Here is a 20,798-nt window from a genome sequence, read left to right on the forward strand (position 1 = left end):
GGTACTTGATCGAAAATCGCGGCGGAGGCAGCGCGCTTACTGCGCGGCGGCCGTCTTCTGCGCGGGCGCCGCGAACGCGCCCGCATACGAGCGGTCGAGCAGCTTCGACGTGTCGTACGCGACCGGAATCACGCCGGCCTTGTGCAGGAAGTCGGCCGTGTTCTGCGCGTCCTTCGCGGCCGTCTCGTCGACCGGGCCGACGCGCTGCTTCGCGTTGTTGAGCCAGCGGTACGCGACGTCGGGTTCGAGCTTCGCGCGCTTCGCCCACAGGTCCGCGTACTCGCGCGGGTGGTTGTCGACCCACTGGCGCGCGGCGACCACGCGCCGCAGGAAATCGGTGATCTCGGCGCGCTTGCCGGAGACGGCCTGCTCGTTCGCGGCGACGAAGCTCAGCGCCGGCATCAGCCCCTGCGCGGTCGTCACGGGCCGCGCGCCCTGCCGCAACGCGAGCGTGCTGACGAACGGCTCCCACAGCGACACGGCGTCGACCGAGCCGTTCGCGAGCGCGTTGGTCGCATCGATCGGCATCAGGTACGCGTACTTGACCGAATCCGCGCGCAAGCCCGCGTGTTCGAGCGCGCGCAGCACGAGCTGCTGGCTCCACGCGCCGCGCCAGACGGCGATGGTCTTGCCCTGCAGGTCGGCCACGGTGCGCACCGGCGAATCCTTCGGCACGAGGATCGCGACGCCGTCGAGGCTCTGCCGCGACACCGCGACGACCTTCACCGGCGCGCCGCGCGCGGCCAGCGTGAGCAGCGCGGAATCGCCGAGAAAGCCGACGTCGATCGCATTGCCGTTCAGCGATTCGGCGACGGGCGCAGCCGCCTGGAAATGCTTCCACTCGATCGTGTAAGGCAGGTCCTTCAGCACGCCGGACGCCTCCATCGACGCCTGGATGTTGAAGTAGTTCTGTTCACCGACGCGCAGCGTGACGGTGTCCTTGGCCATGCCGGGCTGCGCGGCAAGCGCCAGCAAGAGTGCCGTGACGATTCGACTCAACAACGTGATCTCCCGGAGGGTTGGCGGGCGGCCGCGCGCGGGCGGCGCCCGGTGGTCCGCCGTGCACGGTGGCCGGCGGAACGGATGGAACCGCTGAAGATACGTCGATCTTCATCATGAAACAAACGCAATATTCTTCTATGGAAAGATGCAAATGTCTTATGACATGACAGACGTCGCCGGATGCCGCCGGCCGCGCACGCGGGAACCCGGTTCGAGTGAATCCTCGACAGATATTTCGTGCGCGAAATAAATCACGGACTATATTTCGCATACGAAATAACTACCCGTCACGAGGACAGCCATGACCTCCGAGCCCATCGAGTTTTCCGCCGCCGACGCCTACGCGCTGCACGGCACGCTGTGGTCGCCGGACGCGCCGCCGCGCGCGCTGGTGCTGATCCATCCGGCAACGGCCGTGCCGGAGCGGCTGTATGCCGGCTTCGCGCGCTTCCTGACCGAACGCGGCTTTGCGGCGCTCACCTACAACTATCGCGGCATCGGCGCGTCTCGCCCCGCGCGCCTGGGTGCGTTGAAGGCCCGCATGCGCGACTGGATGGAACTCGACGTGGGCGCCGCGACCGCGTGGGCGCGGCAGGCGTACGAAGGCTTGCCGCTGCTGGCGGTCGGCCATAGCGTCGGCGGGCACGCGATCGGGCTGTCCGCCGCGACGCCGCACCTGCGCGCGGCCGTGCTGGTCGCCGCGCACGCGGGCAGCACGCGGCTGATCACGCAGGCGGCCGAACGCCTGAAGGTGCGGCTGATCCTGCGCGTGCTCGGCCCGCTGATGTCGGCACTGCTCGGCTACGTGCCCGGCAAGCGGCTCGGGCTCGGCGAGGACATGCCGGCCGGCGTGTTCCGCGAATGGAGCCGCTGGACCACGCTGCCGCACTATTTCTTCGACGATCCGACGCTCGGCGCGGCCGAGCGTTACGCGAAACAGCAGTTGCCGATCCTCGCGCTCGGCTTCGACGACGACCCGTGGGCGAACCCGCCTGCGATCGGGCTGCTGGTAAGCTATCTGACCCGCGCGACGGTCGAACGCCGCCAGATCGATCCGCACGCGGCGGGCAGCGGCCCGGTCGGGCATATGGGCTTCTTCCGCAGCCGCCCCGGCACCGTGCTGTGGCCCGACGTGGCCGACTGGCTCGCGCAGGCGCTCGACACGACGCGAACCGCGGGCCGCCCCTCCCTTTCCATTGCAGCCGGGAACCCAGCTTGAGCGAAGACCGACGACTGTTTTTCATGTTGAACATCGGCCAGCGGCGCGTGCAGCGCTGGATCGACCGCAAGGCGGAGACCGAGACGCGTGCGAGCGCCGCGCAGGCCGGCGCATTGTTCTGTCTCGCGAAACAGGATGGCGCGCTGATCGGTGAAGTCGGCGCCGCGCTGCAGCTTGCGCCGTCCGCGATGACGGGGCTCGCCGACCGGATGGCGAAAGCCGGCCTCATTACGCGTCACGCCGATTCGGACGACGGCCGCGCGACGCGCCTGTACCTCACCGATGAAGGCCACGCCGCGCTCAAGCGTGCGCGCGTGCTGCTGCGCGAACTCAACGGCAAGCTGTGCGACGGGTTTTCCGACGACGAACTCGATGTCGTCGCGCGCTGGCTGCATGCATTGCAGGAGCGGTTTCCGGCAGAGCGTTGAGCAGCGTGGTGCCGTCGCTCCATTGACGGCACGTGCGCGGCGCGCATCACGTCAATGCATGTCCGTCAGCACGATGCGCCCGTCGACCTTGCCTTCGCGCAGCTTTGCGAACACGTCGTTGATGTTGCCGAGCCGGTCGCGATGGATATGCGCGCGCACCAGGCCGTCGGCCGCGAAGTCGAGCGATTCCTGCAGGTCGCGCCGCGTACCGACGATCGACCCGCGCACGGTGATGCCGTTCAGCACCGTGGAGAAGATCGGCAACGGGAAATCGCCGGGCGGCAAGCCGTTGAGTGCCACCGTGCCGCCGCGCCGCACCATCCCGAGCGCCTGCGCGAATGCACTGCGCGACACGGCCGTGACGAGCACGCCATGCGCACCGCCGATCTCCTTCTGGATCACCTTGGCCGGATCGTCGGTCGACGCGTCGATCGTCAGTTCCGCGCCGAGCTGCCGCGCCAGCGCGAGCTTGTCGGGTGAAATGTCGATGGCCGCGACGTGCAGGCCCATCGCACGCGCATACTGCACGGCCACATGGCCGAGGCCGCCGATGCCGGAGATCGCGAGCCACTGGCCAGGGCGCGTATCGGTGACGCGAATGCCCTTGTAGACGGTGACACCCGCGCACAGGATCGGCGCGATCTCGTCGAACGCAACCTGCGCGGGCAAATGGCCGACGTAGTCGGGATCGGCCAGCACGTATTCCGCGTAGCTGCCGTTCACCGAATAACCGGTGTTCTGCTGGCCGTGGCACAGCGTTTCCCAGCCCGTGTGGCAGTACTCGCAATGGCCGCAGGCCGTGTAGAGCCATGGCACGCCCACGCGATCCCCCTCGCGCACGTGCGTGACGCCCGCACCGACCGCCGCGACGATGCCCACGCCTTCATGCCCCGGAATGAACGGCAACGTCGGCTTGACCGGCCAGTCGCCATCGGCCGCGTGCAGGTCGGTATGGCACACACCCGATGCCTTGATGTTGACGAGGATCTGGCCGGGCCCCGGCGTCGGCACGGGCACTTCCTCGATGCGCAGCGGTTCGCCGAATGCGTGCACGACGGCCGCTTTCATGGTTTGGGTCATGGGTCGCTCCTGCCTGGTCAATGAGCGATCCAGTATCCGGTTTCGGAATCGAACGGCATTGATACGCGTCAACACGCCGGCAATGCACGGCGATCGCCACCGCTACAAGACGTCGCACCGTTGCGCCACGCAGCATCGCACTGGCTCCCGACCCAGGAGCGGAGGGCCGCGCCCGCTGCATCGATCAGCGCAGGGCTGCTTCCGGCGGGCCGCTTCGACGGACACCAAACGCAGGCAACACGCACCTGGCCGGCATATCGGCAATGTGTCGGCGTGCGCATCGCATCACCCGGTTCAGGCGGGCGTTCCGAACACCGCCCAGACGATTTCCACTCCCGCCGCCATTTCACCCATCCGACAGAAACCCGACAGGATCCCGCCATCCGGCTTGGATTTTGAAATGATATAACATATCATTTCGCGTGCTCGTCCGCCTGCCGCCGTTCCACTGTGGGTGGCCGAGCCTCGCCGAGCGATGTTCCAACGGGTCACTGCGCGCCATTGACGCAACAATATATCGTATCCAGCCGTGGCCCGCATCGCTCGTTATCCGATCCGATTCCAACCGATTCACCGACCATGCGCGACCTCCCTCGTCTACCGCTTCGCCCGCTCTCGCCCCTTTCGCTGATGCTGTTCGCCGCCGTCGCGCACGCGCAGACCGAACCGCCCGCCGTGTCCGGCACGCCGCCGACCACCACGCTCGCCCCGATCTTCGTGACCGCGAACCCGCTCGGCGACAACGAACTGATCGCGCCGACCGCCCAGCTTTCCGGCGATGCGCTGACGCGCCGACAGGCCGATTCGCTCGGCGAAACGCTGAACGGGCTGCCCGGCGTGTCGACCACCACCTACGGGCCGATGGTCGGCCGCCCGATCATCCGCGGGATGGACGGCGACCGGATCCGGCTGCTGCAGAACGGCGTCGCGGCATACGACGCATCGTCGCTGTCGTACGACCATGCGGTGCCGCAGGACCCGCTGTCGATCGAACGCGTCGAGATCGTGCGCGGCCCAGCCGCGCTGCTGTACGGCGGCAATGCGGTGGGCGGCGTCGTCAACACGATCGACAACCGGATTCCGCGCGAAGCGATCGAGGGCGTGACGGGCGCGCTCGATGCGCGCTACGGCGGCGCGAACTCGGTGCGCGCGGGCGCCGCGCAGGTCGAAGGCGGCAACGGCCGCTTCGCGTTCCACGTCGATGCGTTCGACCGCGAGACGAGCAAGCTGCGGATTCCCGGCTACGCGCGCAGCAGCGCGCAACGCGCGATCGACGGCCCCGATGCGCCGCAGCCGTACGGCAACGTGCCGAACAGCGACGGCCGCGTGCACGGCGGCGCGGTGGGCGCGTCGTACACGTGGGCGGACGGTTTCGCGGGCCTGTCCTACAGCGGCTACGAATCGAACTACGGCTCCGTTGCGGAAAGCGACGTGCGGCTGCGGATGCGCCAGGAGCGCCTCGCGCTCGCGTCCGAGGTGCGCAACCTGAGCGGGCCGTTCACGAAGCTGAAATTCGATTTCGCCTACACCGACTACCGTCACAAGGAAGTCAACAACGGCGAAACCGCGACCACCTTCCGCAATCGCGGCTACGAGGCCCGCATCGAGGCAACGCATCGCAAGATCGGCCCGTTCGAAGGCGCGATCGGCGTGCAGTTCGGCCAGAACACGTTCTCCGCGCTCGGCGACGAATTGCTCGTGCCGTCCACGCGCACCAACAGCGTCGCGCTGTTCGGCCTCGAGGAATGGCAGGTCGTCCCGGCGCTGAAGCTGAGCCTCGGCGGCCGCTTCGAACACGTGAAGGTCGATCCCGATCCGGCCGGCGTCGAGAAATTCGCCGGGGCGCAGCCGCGCGAATTCAACGCGGGCAGCCTGTCGGCCGGCGCACTGTTCTCGCTGACGCCCGTCTGGTCGGTGGCGGCCAACGTCGCGTACACCGAACGCGCGCCGACCTTCTACGAGCTGTATTCGAACGGCCCGCACGATGCGACCGGCCAGTTCCTGATCGGCAACCCGAACGCGTCGAAGGAAAAGGCGGTGTCGACCGACCTGTCGCTGCGCTACGCGAGCGGCCCGAACCGCGGCAGCGTCGGCGTGTTCTACAACCGCTTCTCGAACTACCTGACCGAGTACAACACCGGCCGCGTCGTGGACGGCGACGACGAGCCCGTCGCGCCCGGCACCGACGGCGCGCTGAACGAAGCGATCTATCGCGGCGTGCGCGCCGAGTTCTACGGCATCGAGCTGGACGGCAAGTGGCGTGCGTTCGCGCGGCGCGGCCATACGGTCGATCTGGAACTGACGGCCGACTACACGCATGCGCGCAACGTCGACACGGGCCAGCCGCTGCCGCGCATCGCGCCGCTGCGCGCGACGCTCGCGGCCGACTACGGTTACGGCCCGTTCGGTGCGCGTGCGCAGGTCACGCACGCGTGGTCGCAGCATCGCGTGCCCGACAACGATTTCTCGACGGACGGCTACACGTCGCTCGGCGTGATGCTGACGTACAAGTTCCGCGTCGGCCCGACGCACTGGCTCGCGTACCTGCGCGGCGACAACCTGACGAACCAGGAAATCCGCTATTCGACCTCGGTCGTGCGCGGCTTCGCGCCGCAAGGCGGCCGCAGCGTGATGGCCGGGTTGCGCACCACGTTCTGACCGTCTCATGGTCCGCGGCGCCCGCCGCGGGCCTCGCTCCGGCGCCCCCTCTGCGCCGCGAGTTTCCGTTGATCCGCCATGACCGCCCGTCGCGCAACATTCACCGGCGACGCACACCGGTTCCCTCCCCAATTAAATCCAAACCGAATCCCGGTATTCATCCATAAATCGAAACCGATTCATCAGACAATTATTAGCAAAACGAGCGCTTTTGTTTCACCTACGAAAACCGGTTTCAAATTCCACGTATAAACCTTTTAATCACGGGCACTCCGCCGATTTTTGATCAAAATCATGAGAGCCCTACTGGCAACGATTCCAGCGCGAAAAAAACTAATATCAGGGTTTTCGAAGGGTAAAGAATCATCCCGGATACCCGTTAATTCCGGCACGAGCCCGTATCTGGTCGAACAATAAATCCAATTCGTCAACCACACGCACAGAGGCACACTGTGAAAATCGCCAGAATGAGCATCAAAACAAAACTCCTTGGCGGCTTCGGCCTGCTCGCCGCGGTCGTCGTGATCGTGTCGGGCATGGCACTCAAGGCGCTATCCGATACGAACGCCGAATTTTCCCGCTACATGAGCGGCATCAATGCACGAGCGACCGTTTCCGCGCAAATCCGCACCGCGGTCGACCGGCGCGCGATCGCCGCGCGCAACCTCGTGCTCACGACCAAACCGTCCGACCTCGAGCTTGAACTGGCCGAGGTGAACCAGGCGCACAAGGACGTGCAGGATCGCCTCGCGAAGCTCAAGGACCTGATGGCGAACGCCACGGACACCTCCGATCGCGCGCGCGAACTGGTCGCCGACATCGTGCGCATCGAAGCCAGCTACGGGCCCGTCGCCCTGCGCATCGTCGGGCTCGCGCAGGCCGGCAAGAAGGACGAGGCGATCGCCGACATCGACGACAACTGCCGGCCGTTGCTCGCGCAACTGGTGCGCGCAACCGATGCATACGCAACCTATACGCATGAACGCGAGCTCGCGATCGCACAGCAGTTCGCGGATCGCTATGCGATGGAACGCAACCTGCTGGCCGGCATCTGCCTGATCGCAGTCGTGGTCGCGGCATCCGGCGGCCTGTGGCTGACGCGCAAGATCACGGTGCCGATCGGCTCGGCCGTGGACGTCGCGCGCACGGTCGCGAACGGCGACCTCGGCAGCCGCATCGACGTGAGCGGCAACGACGAGACGCGCGATCTGCTCGACGCGCTGCGAACGATGAACGAGCGGCTGATCGGCATCGTCGGCCGCGTGCGCGATTCGTCGAACAGCATCGCGCATGCGGTCAGCGAGATCGCATCGGGCAACCTCGACCTGAGCCAGCGCACCGAGGAACAGGCCGCGTCGCTGCAGGAAACCGCCGCGACGATGGAGGAATTCACGTCGACGGTGCGCCTGAACGCGGAGAACGCGCAACAGGCCAGTTCGCTCGCCGCGAACGCATCGGACGTCGCGCAGCGCGGCAGCGCGGTGGTCGGCCGCGTGGTCGACACGATGACGGAGATCGGCCACAGCTCGTCGAAGATCGCGGACATCACGGGCATCATCGAAGGCATCGCGTTCCAGACCAACATCCTGGCGCTGAACGCGGCCGTCGAAGCCGCGCGTGCGGGCGAACAGGGTCGCGGCTTCGCGGTGGTCGCGAGCGAAGTGCGCAGCCTCGCGCAACGTTCGTCGACGGCGGCGAAGGAGATCAAGGAACTGATCTCCGCGTCGGTGCAGACGATCCGCGACGGTTCCGAACTCGCGGGCGAAGCCGGCAAGACGATGTCGGACGTCACGCAGGCCGTCGCGCGCGTGACGGACATCATGGGCGAGATCGCGGCCGCGTCGGCCGAGCAGAGCCGCGGCATCGACCAGGTGAACCTGACGATCACGCAGATGGACGAGACGACCCAGCAGAACGCGGCGCTCGTCGAGCAGGCCGCGGCCGCATCGAAGTCGCTCGAGGCGCAAGGCCGCGAGCTGTCCGAAACGGTGGCCGCGTTCCGGATGCCGTCCGGCACGCACGGGGCGTCGCCGGGCGCGTACGCGCAAGCGCCCGCCGCGCATCACTGGCAACCGGCCACGGCGTAACCGCGTAGCCGCGGAACTGCGGAACTGCGGAACTGCGGAACTGCGGAACTGCGGAACTGCATAATCGATACCGCACCGGGACGACGATGCGTCCGCTGTTCAGCCGATCCGCCTGCGTCACGCTTGCGCACACCGCGCGATGCGCGGCACGCAGTGCAGCTGCGTATCGTCACCGTCCGACGCGGCCGGCTCTCATGCGCGACGTCGCGCTGCGCCGATTCGCATCACGCGTGCGCAGCACGCATACGCGTCGCTCGGTGCCGCTCGCACGTCGGCACCGCCACGGCATCGCCGGTCGCTTCCACTGACCGGCGCGGGCCGCGTGCGAACGTCATGAAACGCACGTCGTCACGCTCGATTGCGCGTGACGTGCCCGCCTCCTCATCACACGATGCACGCTGAATGGGCAGCGCTGCGCAAGATTCGGTCCCGCCCATGTTTCTCACGTTGCCACACCGGCGTCATGGAGATCGCGCTGGATTCGCACGCGCGTCGCGCGCCGATGCAGACTTTTAAAACAGCCGAATGACGAGTATGCTTAAAAAAGCACTCCGCAATCGGACGGCGAGTCGCGTGCCCTGACTCCCGTCCGATCGCATTGCGGCCCTGTCGCTGCGCGCACCGCGCATCGATGGCGGCGTCTGCTTCTCGCGCCACGGCCGCACGAACCTTTCCCTCAACAATCGTCAGGAGAGCTGGTGAGCCGACTCGTCGTCGTATCCAATCGCATTGCAGATCCCCGTAAAGCCGCGGCCGGCGGGCTCGCCGTCGCCGTGAAGGACAGCCTGCAGGAATCCGGCGGCGTCTGGTTCGGCTGGAGCGGGAGGTTACGCGGCGGCGACGACCAGCCTGCGCACGGCGACGAGGTGCAGATCCAGAACGTCGGCGGCATCCAGCTCGCGACGATCGATCTCGATCCGCAGGATTACGACGCGTACTACCTCGGTTATTCGAACAACGTGCTGTGGCCGGTGTTTCACTACCGCCTCGATCTCGCGCAGTTCGACCGCCGCTTCGCCGACGGCTACCGGCGCGTGAACCAGCTGTTCGCGCGCAAGCTGCGCACGCTGCTGCGCCCCGACGACACCATCTGGGTTCACGACTACCAGCTGATTCCGCTCGCCGCCGAGTTGCGCGCGATGGGCTGCACGAACCCGATCGGCTTCTTCCTGCACATTCCGATGCCGCCGCCGCCGATCATGGCCGCGATCCCGGAGCACGAATGGCTGATGCGGTCGCTGTTCGCCTACGATCTCGTCGGCTTCCAGACCGAGTCGGACCTGCTTCACTTCGAGCATTACGTCGAAGCGGAAGCCGGCGCCGCGCGGCTGCCCGACGGCCGCCTGCGCGCGTTCGGCCGCACGCTGTCGGCCGGCGCATTCCCGATCGGCATCAACGTCGACGAGTTCGAATCGCTCGCGCGCGATCGCGACGGCCTCGACATGTTCGAGCGCATGCGCGATGAATACTCGCGCCGCCAGTTGCTGGTCGGCGTCGACCGCCTCGACTACACGAAGGGGCTGCCGCAGCGCGTGAATGCATTCCGCCAATTGCTCGAGCAATATCCGGAGAACCGCAACCGCGCGACACTGATCCAGATCGCCGCGCCGAGCCGCGAGGATCTCGGCGCGTACGACGACCTGCGGCGCGAGATGGACAGCCTCTGCGGCGCGATCAACGGCGACTACGGCGAACTCGAATGGATGCCGATGCGCTACATTCACCGCACCGTCGCGCGCAAGCGCTTGCCGGGCCTGTACCGCGCGAGCCGCGTCGCGCTCGTCACGCCGCTGCGCGACGGGATGAACCTCGTCGCGAAGGAATTTCTCGCGGCGCAGGATGCCGCCGACCCGGGCGTGCTCGTGCTGTCGCGTTTCGCCGGCGCGGCCGAGCAGTTGAAGTCGGCGCTGCTCGTCAATCCGTACGACACGCAAGGCACCGCGCAGGCGATCCAGCGCGCGCTCACGATGCCGCTCGAAGAACGCCGCCAGCGTCACGCGGCGCTGATGGCGATCGTGCGCAAGACCGACGTGCACTGGTGGCGCACGCGTTTTCTCAACGCGCTCGCCGAGGCAGCCGAAGTCGCGGCCGCGGCTGAATCCTGACCCGCCCGACGCGCGCTCACCCCTGCGTCGCCGCGTGTTCGAGCGCCGCGCCGTTCACGTCGCACAGGTCGACCGACACCGGAATGCCTTCGCGCAGGCTCTCCGTCAGTACGCAGTACGCATCGAACTGATCGAGCACGCGCTGCGCGGCTGCGAGATCGGCCCACGTCTTGCCGATCGACAGCCGTACCGACATCGCGCCCACGCGCACCCTGCCCGCATCGTTCTGCACCATGTCGACGTCGATATGCGCGGCAATCGGCTGCGGATCGACCTGCTGCTTTTCCAGCGCGAACTGCAAGCTCGCCGCGAGACAGGTCGCGACGGCCGCCGCCAATAACCGGATCGGGTTCGGCCCGCGTCCGTCGCCGTGCGGCGGCGGTTCGTCGGTGAGCACCGGCGCCAGCGTCGTGCCGGCGAATACCACTTCGAAACAGAAACGCGCCTGCTGCGCGACATCGACCGATACGTGCGCCTCGCTCATGGCGACTCCGTGGAGATCAACGGGGAAAGGAATGACGGCACGCAATCGCTTCGACGCGCGCCGCTCGCAGGTTCATGGGATCTTCAGCGCTCGGGTTCGCGTGGCGGCCCGTACGCGACGAAATCGCGCTCGACCGCGGACGCGTGCTCCGTGTCGACTGCGTCGTCCGGCGCCGGCGTCGTGGCGGACGACGGTTCCGCGCGCCCGTCGATCAGCGCCTGCAGCGCGTCGCGTTCGAGCACCTCGCATTGCAGCAGCCGGCGCGCGATGCGTTCGAGCGCATCGCGGCGTTCGCCGAGCGTCGTCGCGACGCGCGCGTGCGCGTCGGCCAGCAGCGTGCGCACCTCGTCGTCGATCATCCGTGCGGTGTGCTCGCTGCAGCGCCCGTCGCCCGCATGCCACGCGCCCGGTATGCCCTGGCGCGCATCGCCGTCGTCGAACGTCGCGAGCCCGATCTTCTCGCTCATCCCGTACTGCATGACCATGTGGCGCGCCATCGCGGTCGCGCGCTCGAGATCGTTCTGCGCGCCCGTCGACACGTCGCCGAACACGAGCTCTTCGGCCACGCGGCCGCCGAGCAGCGCATCGATCCGGTCGAGCAGCTCGCTTCGGCGCAACACGTAGCGATCCTCGGTCGGTACCTGCTGCGTATAGCCGAGCGCCGCGACACCGCGCGGAATGATCGACACCTTCTTCACCGGATCGCAATGCGCGCGGCTTTCCGCGACGAGCGCGTGGCCGGCCTCGTGATACGCGATGGTCAGCTTCTCCTGCGCGTTCATCACGCGGCTCTTGCGCTCGAGGCCCGTCAACGCGCGGTCGATCGCCTCGTCGAAATCGGCCATGCCGATCGCCGGCTTGCCGAGTTCGGCCGCATGCAGCGCCGCCTCGTTGACGACGTTCGCGAGATCCGCGCCGACGAAGCCCGGCGTGCGCGACGCGAGTTCGCCGAGATCGACGTCGGCCGCGAGCTTCACGCGCTTCACGTGCACGCCGAGGATCTGCCTTCGGCCATTCACGTCGGGCCGGTCGATCGCGATGTGGCGATCGAAGCGGCCCGGCCGCAGCAGCGCGGGATCGAGGATCTCCGGCCGGTTCGTCGCGGCCATGATGATCACGCCGGAGCCGGCCTGGAAGCCGTCCATCTCGACGAGCAACTGATTGAGCGTCTGCTCGCGTTCGTCGTTGCCCGACATCGGGCCGACGCCGCGCACCTTGCCGAGCGCATCGAGCTCGTCGACGAACACGATGCACGGCGCCTTCTGCTGCGCCTGCTCGAACAGGTCGCGCACGCGCGCCGCGCCCACGCCGACGAACATCTCGACGAACGCCGAGCCGCTGATCGAGAAGAACGGCACGGCCGCCTCGCCGGCCACCGCGCGCGCGAGCAGCGTCTTGCCGGTACCCGGCGCGCCGACCACGAGCACGCCCTTCGGAATCTTGCCGCCGAGCCGCTGGTAACGGTCGGGGTTGCGCAGGAACGCGACGAGCTGCTGCAGCTCGGCCTTCGCTTCGTCGATGCCCGCGATATCGTCGAACGTGATGCCGGTTTCCTGCTGCACGTACACCCGCGCCCGGCTCTTGCCCATCCCGGTGAAATCCTGCAGCCCGCCGCGCCGGCGCACCATCATGTTCCAGATGAACACGAACAGCACGAGCGGCAGCAGCCACGACGCCAGCGATGCGATCCAGCTCGTGTCGGACGCACCGTGATAGCGGATGCCGGCGGCGGTCAGCGTGTCGGTCAGGTGCTCGTCGGTCACGCGGTTGGTCGTGAAGCGCCACGGCGCGCCGGCCTGCCGCACGGCCGCCGCTTCGGACGCCGGCAGCAGCGTGCCGGCCTGCGGCATCTTCAGCGTGCCCGAGATCGAGACGGGGCCGACTTCGAGATCGTCGACGAGCCGGGCAGCGACGAGCTGGTGGAAATCGCTGTACGCGATCGGCGCCGACGTCGGGCGCAGCATCAGCAACTGCGCGGCGAACAGCACGAAGAAGCCCGCCGCGATCAGCAATCCCGGGTAGTCGAATTTCCTGTCCATGGCAGCGGGCCGGACGTGCGCGCTACGCGTGCGTTGCGCAGCACGGCGGACGGGTGCGGGCACGCGCGCAGCCGGCGTGCGCCATCGGCGGCCATGCGGAAGCGGCATTCATGCGCGCCATCGTCGCCTCGCTTCATCGCCTCGTTCGTCGCATCAATGGCTCCGCGGCGACGCCGTGAGCCGGCGCCGCCGGGCAACCCTCGCCCGGGCGGCACGCTGCGACGCGCCGCCCCTGATTCCAGTCTAGTTCTCGCGCGGGCGTCGCGCATGACGCGAGGCGCACGTCGAATCGTCCGACAAACACCTTTCACCCGCCCCGTTGCCGCGTTATAGTCGCGTTCGTGACATTTTTGTGACAGATGGATCGCGCCGGTCCAGCCGTAACAGGGGCCGTTGCTTTCCATCCCGCCGCGCGGCAGCCTGTGCGACGCCGCCGCGCATCACGCCCCCGTCCACCCGCCCATTCGAGGAACCCACGACGTGAACGACACCCCCGATCGCCCCGACGCCCTTCCCGCCGATCCCGACCGCCGCCGCGTGCTCGGCGGCCTCGCCGCGCTCGGTGCGGGTGTCGCGCTCAGCGGCTGTGAAACCACGGCGGGCAGCGCGCCGCGTTCGGCCGCCGACCTGCGCATCGACGAAGCGTTGCGCCAGCGCGTGCGGCACATCGTCGTGATCTATGCGGAAAACCGCAGCTTCGCGAATCTGTACGGCGATTTCCCGGGCGTGCGCCATCCGCTGAGCGAGGTGCGCGCCGAACACGCGCAGCAGCTCGATCGCGACGGCAAGACGCCGCTGCCCGTGCTGCCGAAGATCTGGGGCGGGCTCGTGCCGCAGGCACAGGAAGTGGACGGCAAGCGCTACGCGATCGCCGAGCGCGACATCGACAAGCTGCCGAACGCGCCGTTCCTGATCAAGGACGCACAGGGCAACGCGCTACCGAACGGCGTGATCACGCGCGACCTGTGGCACCGCTTCTACCAGAACCAGATGCAGATCGCGGGTGGCCGCAACAACCAGTTCGCCGCGTGGGCCGATTCGGGCGGCCTCGTGATGGGCCACTACCGCAATTCGGCCGACACGCTGCGGCTGTGGAATCTCGCGCGCCAATACACGCTGTGCGACAACTTCTTCATGGCGGCCTTCGGCGGGTCGTGGATGAACCACATGTTCCTGATCTCCGCGCAGCCGCCGCTGTATCCGGACGCGCACAAGCATCCGCATGCGGCGAAACTGCTGTCGAAGGTCGAAGGCGACGATCCAACCGGTACGCGCCTGAAGCTCGCCGATAATTCGCCCGCGTCCGCGCTCGACGGCCCGCCGAAGTTCGTGGCCGACGGCCCGCTGACGCCGGACGGCTACGGCGTGAACACGATGGCGCCGCCGTACCAGCCGAGCTACGTGCCGCCGCCCGATCCGGGCAACGCCGCGTATGCGGATCCCGCCGACCATCGCGTGATGCCGCCGCAGGGCTATGCGACGATCGGCGATCGCCTGTCGGAAAAGAACATCGACTGGGCGTGGTACAGCGGCGCCTGGCAGTACGCGCTCGAGCATCGCGACACGGGCACCGTGCCCGATTTCCAGTACCACCACCAGCCGTTCAACTATTTCGCGAACTACGCACCGGGCACCGACGCGCGCCGCAAGCACCTGCGCGACGCGGGACTCGGCGACGAGCCGTCGACCAACCACTTCATCGCCGACATCGACGCGGGCCGCCTGCCGGCCGTCACGTTCTACAAGCCGCAGGGCAACCTGAACATGCATGCAGGCTACGCGGACATCGAATCGGGCGACCGTCACATCGCGACCGTGATCGACCATATCCGGCGCGGGCCGCAATGGGACCACACCGTGATCGTGATGACGCACGACGAGAACGGCGGCTGGTGGGATCACGTCGCGCCGCCGGAAGGCGATCGCTGGGGGCCGGGTTCGCGGATTCCGGCGCTCGTGATCTCGCCGTTCGCGAAGAAAGGCTTCGTCGATCACACGCTGTACGACACGAATTCGATCCTGCGCTTCATCAGCCGCGTGCACGGGCTCGCGCCGCTCGACGGCGTGGTCGCGCGCAACAAGGCGTTCGCCGCGCGCGGCGCGACGCCGCCGGGCGATCTGACGAATGCGCTCGATCTCGGCTAAGGGTCGCCCAATCTGAGTGGTTGGCTGCTTGGCCGCCTGGCTGCTTGAAACGACGACGCCCCGGGCGATGCGATTGCCCGGGGCGTCGTTCATTTCGCGCGTGAAAACGCTAAGCGGCGCGGCGCACTGCGTCGCACTCCACCTGCGCGGCGTGGCGCCCGGCCTGCCGCCCGAAGAACGTCGCGTCGGCCAGCGACAGCCCCGAGCTGTACCCGGCGCCCCAGCGCGGCAGTCCGCAAGTCGTGCGGCCCGCCGCATAGAGCCCCGGCACCGGCGCGCGTGTTGCATCGACCACCTGTCCGGTCGGCAGCGTATCGAGCCCGCCGAGCGTGAAGTGCGGATAGAACGCATAGTCGATCCGGCAATCGAGCGCGACGAACGGCGGCTCGATCAACGGCTGCAGCCACTTCTTCGCCTTGTGGAACAGCGGATCGGTGCCGTCGGCCGCATGGCGGTTGTAGACGTCGATGGTCGCCGTCAGCGTGCCGGCCGGCATCTGCAGGTCGCGTTCGACTTCCTCCCACGTGTCGCCGGCCGCCGCGATGCCGATTCGCGCGATCGCGGGCGGCTCCTGGTAGGTGGCCTGGTCGACGAGCAGGTAGATGCGATCGTCGGCCTGATGGAACGCGTGATGGCCCGTGCGACCGTGATAGCCGTCCTCGTTGATGAAACGCTGGCCGCGCGCGTTCACGAAGATCCCCTTGATGAGCGATTCGGGTGCGTAGAACGGCAGGCTGACGAAGCCTTGATCCATGTGAATCGCCGCGCCGCCCGCGCTCTGGCCGAGCAGGATGCCCGAGCCGTCGTCGCCGGGGCTGCCGATCGGTTCGTCCGAGCGCAGGAACTGCGGCGCATGCCGGCGCACCATGTCGCGGTTCATCGCGAAGCCGCCCGCGCACAGGATCACCGCGCGACGCGCCCGTACGAATGCCGTCTCGCCATAGGCGCGCAGCACGACGCCGCGCACCGCGCCGCCGTCGTCGACGATCAACGCGAGCGCACGCGTGTCGTAGCGCGTCGCGACGCCGAGCGCCGCCACACGTTCGGCCAGCACGCGCATCAGCATCTGTCCGCCGCCCCAGCCCGGCCATTGCGGCGTGTGCCCGCGCGGGCACGGCTTCGCGGCCTCGCTGAACGGCCAGGCTTCCTCGCTGCCCGACCAGATCAGGCAATCGTCGGTTTCCGGTTCGACGATCCGCTCGGCGATGAACGTGTTCTTGTAGGTCAGGCCCTGCGCGACGAGCCAGTCGTGGTGCGCCAGGCTGTCGTTCGCGTAGAGGCGCGCCTTCGCCTCGTCGGCGTCGCGGCCGCCGGCCAGCATCAGGTAGCGGTACAGATCCTCGGTGTCGTCGGTAAAGCCGGCCTGCCGCTGCGCGAGCGTGCCGCCGCTGCCGCCGAGGTAGATCTCGCCGCCCGACAGCGCGCTCGTGCCGCCGTAGCTCGACGCGCGTTCGACGATCAGCGTGTCGGCGCCGGCGCTCGCGGCTTCGATCGCCGCGCAGGCGCCGGCCGCGCCGAAGCCGACGATCACGACATCGTGTTCGGCATCCCAGCGAGGCACGTCGCGGATATTCAGGGGGTGAGTCAGGGAATAGTCGGATGACATGAGGAATGGGTCAGCGTTGGGGAAATCTGCGCAAAGCGGCGGATGTGGCGAGGGACTGACGCGGACGTTGCCGCAAGCCCCCGTTGCCGAGGCGGACGTACGACGGGTGCGCGTGCAACGCGCACGTCCGTCTGTCGTCCGGTTGAAGTCGAACCGCGTGAAGCGGGATCGGCGCGCGATGATTCCACCGTGGCCGTAGCGAACCGCCTCCAGCCGCGATCGCACCGCCACGGCTTGCGCGCTGCGCAACGCGCGGCCGCGCCGGTGTCACATGCCGCGCATCGCGGCGAAACCGAAGTGCGACGGATCGATCGGCACGCAACCGGCCGGCAGGCCGTTCACGTCGACCGAACGGCATTGCAGGATGCCGGCCGCATACGGCGGCGACGGAACCTGATCGGCGCCGTATCGCGCCATCGCCATGGCAGCGAACGTGCCCATCGCCAATACGCACAGCTTGCGAGTCGTCAGTCTCATGATCGTCGTCCCCTCCGGTTGTCCGCTGGTGCGGTTCGCGTCCGGCGTGCATCACATGCGGCACCGGATGACTGCACGGTAGCCAGCACCCGGCCGCCGGCCATCGTCCATTTCGACTAGGGGCAAACGCTGAGCGGACGATGCGCGGCCTGACGCATCGCAACATCACGCGCCACGGCTTCGCCCACGCGGAGCAAACGCGGCACGTCGCGCGCCTGCCGCGGCCGGCCGCACGAATCGTCAGACGCATCTCGCGCATGGGTCGCTGCGCCGCACCATCCCTGCGCCCTCACGTGATGCGTAGCGGCCTGCCCCGGTGTTTTCCCCGACCCGCGCCCTGCTCCGTATGGACGATGAATCCCGGCCTGCGCGATGCGAACCTGCGCGTCGACGTTGCAATGCCGTCGCGTCGGCCCGCCTTGCGCGGCCCACGCGTTCCGTTCTTCCACGGGAGCCTACGCATGACCGATTCCAATCCCCGCCACGCGCTGTACGAACTGGCGTGCCGCTACGCGCAAGCCGTCGACCGGCGCGACTGGCCACGCCTCACCACGCTCTTCACCCCCGATGCCACGCTGGCCGGCCCCGGCTTCCGCTTCGACGACCGCGACGCGATCGTCGCCGGCATGCGCGTGATCGAGCGCTACGAAGCAACCCAGCATCACGTGCACAACCAGCTCGTCACGCTCGACGGCGGCGAGGCCGATGTCGAAACCTACGGCGTCGCCTGCCACGTCTACGTGCGCGACGGCGTGAAGCGCAAGCTCGACTGGGGGCTGCGCTATCGCGACCGCTGTGTGCTCGACGGCGGCACGTGGCGCTTCGCCGCGCGCACGCTGCACGTCGACTGGGCGCAAGACCTGCCGCTGGAGGGCTGAACGATGCGCACCTCCGCTCCCCTCAACGGCCGCACCGCGCTCGTGACGGGCGGCGCCGGCGGCATCGGCGCGGCCTGCGCGCACGCGCTCGTCGCCGACGGCGCAGCCGTCGTGCTGATGGGCCGCCGCCACGACGCGCTCGAACGCACGCAGCGGCACCTGACCGACGCCGTGCCCGGCAGCCGCGTCGCGATCCATGCGGGCGACGCCTGCGACGAAGGCGACCTGCAGGCCGCCCTCGACTGCGCGTGGGCGCTCGACCAGCGCCTCGACATCGTCGTGCCGACGGTCGGCGGCGCGGGCTTCCGGCCGCTGCTGCTGCACGACGCCGACACCTTCCGCGCCGAAATCGACCTGAACCTGCACAGCGCGTTCGCCGCGATCCGTCATGCCGCGCCGCGGCTCGCTGAAAGCGGCGGCGGCGCGATCGTCTGCATTTCGTCGACGGCCGCGCGGATCAATTTCCGCTGGCTGTCCGCGTACTGCACCGCGAAGGCCGCGCTCGAAGCGCTCGTGCGCGGCGCGGCCGAGGAACTGGCCGGCGCGAAGATCCGCGTGAACGCGGTGCGCCCCGGTCTCACGCGCTCGGAAGCCACCGCGCCGATGTTCGACAACCGCGCGCTCGTCGACAGTTTTCTCGAACAGATCCCGCTCGGCACGCTCGGCGAACCCGAAGCGATCGCGCACGCGGTGCGCTATCTCGCCGGCCCCGAGTCGGGCTGGGTGACCGGCCAGAGCTTCGCGGTCGACGGCGGCCACGAGCTGCGCACCAACCCGCGTGTGGACGACACGATCGCGCAGATCTACGGCACGGCCGCGCTCGACGCGATCAAGGCCGGTCGCGTACCGGGCGCCGCATGAGCGCGCCTTCTTTCAACATCAAGGGAATCCGACCGACCATGAATCGAGTCGCAAACAAGATCGCGCTGATCACCGGCGCGGCAAGCGGCGTCGGCCGCGCGGATGCGCTGCTGCTCGCCGCCGAAGGTGCGCGTGTCGTGCTGACCGACATCGACGAGGACGCGGGCCGTGCGCTCGCCCGCGAGATCGGTGACGCGGCACTGTTCGTCCGCCACGACATCGCCGACGAAGCCGGTTGGCAGCATGCGATCGCATCGACGCTCGAGCGCTTCGGCCGCCTCGACGTGCTCGTCAACAACGCGGCGATCTGCCCGGTCGGTTCGATCGAGGACACGAGCCTCGACACCTGGCGGCGCGTGATGCGGACCAATGCCGACGGCTATTTCCTCGGCTGCAAGTACGCGATCGGCGCGATGAAGGGCAACGACACGCCGGGCTCGATCGTGATGATGTCGTCGGTCGCCGCGCTCGGCGGGTTGCCGATGATGTGCGCGTACACCGGGTCGAAAGGCGCGGTGACGGCGCTCGCGCGCAGCGTCGCCGTGCACTGCAAGCGCAGCGGCTACCGGATCCGCTGCAACTCGATCCATCCGGACGGCATCTGGACGCCGATGACGCAGGCGCTGATGCCCGATCTCGACCCCGCCGCGCTCGGCATCGGCAGCGATCCGATGGCGCGCATGTGCGACCCGCAGGACGTCGCGAATCTCGTGCTGTTCCTCGCGTCCGACGAATCGCGTTTCGTGAACGGTGCGGAGCTGCGGATCGACAACGCGCAACTGGTGTCGTCGCTGTGACGCCGCCCACTGCCTTCCCGTTCAAAGGAGCCCATCGATGATTTCATTCACCGGCAAGACCGTGCTGGTCACCGGCGGCGGCGCGGGCATCGGCCGCGCATGCGCGGAAGCGTTCGGCGCGGCCGGTGCGCGCGTCGCGGTAGCCGAGATCGACCCGGCCCGCGCGCAGGACGTGCGTCACGCACTCGAAGCGGCAGGCGTCGACGCGCTCGTCGGCACCGTGGACGTCACGCGCCGCGACGAGGTCGAAGCATTCGCGCGAAGCGTCGACGCACGCTTCGGCGGCCTCGACGTGCTCGTCAACAACGTGGGCGATTTCCTGCAGATCGCGAAACCGTTCGACGACTGCACCGACGACGACATCGCACGGCTGTTCGACGTGAACCTGCGCCAGGTCTTCCTCGTCACGCGCGCGATGCTGCCGTTGCTGCGCAAGCGCGGCGCGGGCAGCAGCATCGTCGGCGTGTCGTCGATCGAAGGCTTTCGCGCGATTCCGAACTGCACCGTGTACGCGTCGTTCAAGGCCGCGCTGACCGGCTTCACGAAGAGCCTTGCGCTCGAACTCGGGCCGGCCGGTATTCGCGTGAACCAGATCGCCCCCGAAACCACCGAGACGCCGCAGGTACCTGTCAGTGCGATGGTCGCGGCCGAGCATCACGGGCACATTCCGCGCTGGATCCCGCTCGGGCGCTTCGGCGCGGCCAACGATATCGCGGGCACCGCGCTGTTCCTCGCGAGCCCGCTCGCCGCGTGGGTCACCGGCACGACGCTGCACGTCGACGGCGGCGCGCTCGCGGCGGCCGGCTGGTATCGCGACCCGAACGGCTTTTGGACCAACCTGCCCGTCGTCACGGGCAACGGCTTCAATTTCTGAGCGGCACCGCTCGCCTGTTCATTTCACGCGGCGACATTGCGCCGCTTTCGGAGACATC

At 68.2% G+C, this 20,798-nt stretch carries 16 protein-coding genes; 10 read left to right on the forward strand and 6 right to left on the reverse strand.

Annotation, left to right across the window (positions count from 1 at the left end):
- Positions 1-36 precede the first annotated feature (36 nt).
- Positions 37-1,002, reverse strand: coding sequence for an ABC transporter substrate-binding protein (locus CFB34_RS11230; protein WP_179243733.1), 966 nt, complete (start codon positions 1,000-1,002; stop codon positions 37-39).
- Between the two features lie 301 nt (positions 1,003-1,303).
- Between CFB34_RS11230 and CFB34_RS11235 the strand changes: the two genes are divergently transcribed.
- The gene (locus CFB34_RS11235; RefSeq protein WP_089442424.1) at positions 1,304-2,221 is read left to right on the forward strand and encodes an alpha/beta hydrolase; all 918 of its coding nucleotides are present in this window, start codon (positions 1,304-1,306) and stop codon (positions 2,219-2,221) included.
- Entirely contained in the window at positions 2,218-2,649 is a 432-nt protein-coding gene (locus CFB34_RS11240; RefSeq protein WP_059240503.1) for a MarR family transcriptional regulator, read from the forward strand. Before CFB34_RS11235 ends, CFB34_RS11240 begins: the two co-directional genes overlap by 4 nt.
- A gap of 51 nt (positions 2,650-2,700) precedes the next feature.
- On the opposite strand, the gene adhP is transcribed toward CFB34_RS11240, so the two are convergent.
- The gene (gene adhP, locus CFB34_RS11245; protein WP_039367642.1) at positions 2,701-3,729 is read right to left on the reverse strand and encodes an alcohol dehydrogenase AdhP; all 1,029 of its coding nucleotides are present in this window, start codon (positions 3,727-3,729) and stop codon (positions 2,701-2,703) included.
- A gap of 579 nt (positions 3,730-4,308) precedes the next feature.
- On the opposite strand from adhP, the gene CFB34_RS11250 reads away from it, so the two are divergent.
- From CFB34_RS11250 to otsA, 3 genes are all read left to right on the forward strand, one after another.
- Positions 4,309-6,387 (forward strand): TonB-dependent receptor, encoded by a 2,079-nt coding sequence (locus CFB34_RS11250; protein WP_242808595.1) that lies wholly within the window; start codon positions 4,309-4,311, stop codon positions 6,385-6,387.
- Positions 6,388-6,854: 467 nt separating this feature from the next.
- On the forward strand, positions 6,855-8,474 hold the full coding sequence (locus CFB34_RS11255; RefSeq protein WP_089442422.1) for a methyl-accepting chemotaxis protein: 1,620 nt from the start codon (positions 6,855-6,857) through the stop codon (positions 8,472-8,474).
- A gap of 698 nt (positions 8,475-9,172) precedes the next feature.
- The gene (otsA, locus tag CFB34_RS11260; RefSeq protein ID WP_089442420.1) at positions 9,173-10,579 is read left to right on the forward strand and encodes an alpha,alpha-trehalose-phosphate synthase (UDP-forming); all 1,407 of its coding nucleotides are present in this window, start codon (positions 9,173-9,175) and stop codon (positions 10,577-10,579) included.
- 16 nt (positions 10,580-10,595) lie between these two features.
- Here otsA and CFB34_RS11265 read toward each other — a convergent pair whose 3' ends face one another.
- The gene (locus tag CFB34_RS11265) at positions 10,596-11,063 is read right to left on the reverse strand and encodes an OsmC family protein (RefSeq protein WP_089442419.1); all 468 of its coding nucleotides are present in this window, start codon (positions 11,061-11,063) and stop codon (positions 10,596-10,598) included.
- A gap of 83 nt (positions 11,064-11,146) precedes the next feature.
- On the reverse strand, positions 11,147-13,102 hold the full coding sequence (ftsH, locus tag CFB34_RS11270) for an ATP-dependent zinc metalloprotease FtsH (RefSeq protein ID WP_089442418.1): 1,956 nt from the start codon (positions 13,100-13,102) through the stop codon (positions 11,147-11,149).
- Between the two features lie 480 nt (positions 13,103-13,582).
- On the opposite strand from ftsH, the gene CFB34_RS11275 reads away from it, so the two are divergent.
- A complete protein-coding gene (locus tag CFB34_RS11275; protein WP_089442417.1) occupies positions 13,583-15,247 on the forward strand; it encodes an acid phosphatase in 1,665 nt (554 codons plus the stop codon).
- Between the two features lie 109 nt (positions 15,248-15,356).
- Here the strand turns inward: CFB34_RS11275 and CFB34_RS11280 are convergent, their stop codons facing one another.
- Together CFB34_RS11280 and CFB34_RS11285 are read right to left on the reverse strand one after the other, a co-directional pair.
- Complete coding sequence (locus CFB34_RS11280) at positions 15,357-16,853, reverse strand: FAD-dependent oxidoreductase (protein ID WP_089442416.1); 1,497 nt, start codon at positions 16,851-16,853, stop codon at positions 15,357-15,359.
- Positions 16,854-17,120: 267 nt separating this feature from the next.
- Positions 17,121-17,330 (reverse strand): hypothetical protein, encoded by a 210-nt coding sequence (locus tag CFB34_RS11285; RefSeq protein ID WP_089442415.1) that lies wholly within the window; start codon positions 17,328-17,330, stop codon positions 17,121-17,123.
- Positions 17,331-17,791: 461 nt separating this feature from the next.
- Here CFB34_RS11285 and CFB34_RS11290 point away from each other — a divergent pair, with 461 nt between their 5' ends.
- From CFB34_RS11290 to CFB34_RS11305, 4 genes are read left to right on the forward strand one after another with little or no spacing between them, the layout of a single operon-like run.
- Positions 17,792-18,208 (forward strand): nuclear transport factor 2 family protein, encoded by a 417-nt coding sequence (locus CFB34_RS11290; protein ID WP_089442457.1) that lies wholly within the window; start codon positions 17,792-17,794, stop codon positions 18,206-18,208.
- A 3-nt stretch (positions 18,209-18,211) separates the two neighbouring features.
- On the forward strand, positions 18,212-19,069 hold the full coding sequence (locus CFB34_RS11295; protein WP_089442414.1) for an SDR family oxidoreductase: 858 nt from the start codon (positions 18,212-18,214) through the stop codon (positions 19,067-19,069).
- Between the two features lie 38 nt (positions 19,070-19,107).
- Positions 19,108-19,866 carry an SDR family oxidoreductase gene (locus tag CFB34_RS11300; RefSeq protein ID WP_089442413.1) on the forward strand — a complete coding sequence of 253 codons (759 nt, stop codon included), beginning with the start codon at positions 19,108-19,110 and terminating at the stop codon, positions 19,864-19,866.
- Between the two features lie 40 nt (positions 19,867-19,906).
- Positions 19,907-20,740, forward strand: coding sequence for an SDR family NAD(P)-dependent oxidoreductase (locus CFB34_RS11305; protein ID WP_218828644.1), 834 nt, complete (start codon positions 19,907-19,909; stop codon positions 20,738-20,740).
- Positions 20,741-20,798: the final 58 nt, after the last annotated feature.

Origin of the sequence: Burkholderia sp. HI4860 (assembly GCF_002223045.2) — a bacterium.
Lineage (GTDB): Bacteria > Pseudomonadota > Gammaproteobacteria > Burkholderiales > Burkholderiaceae > Burkholderia.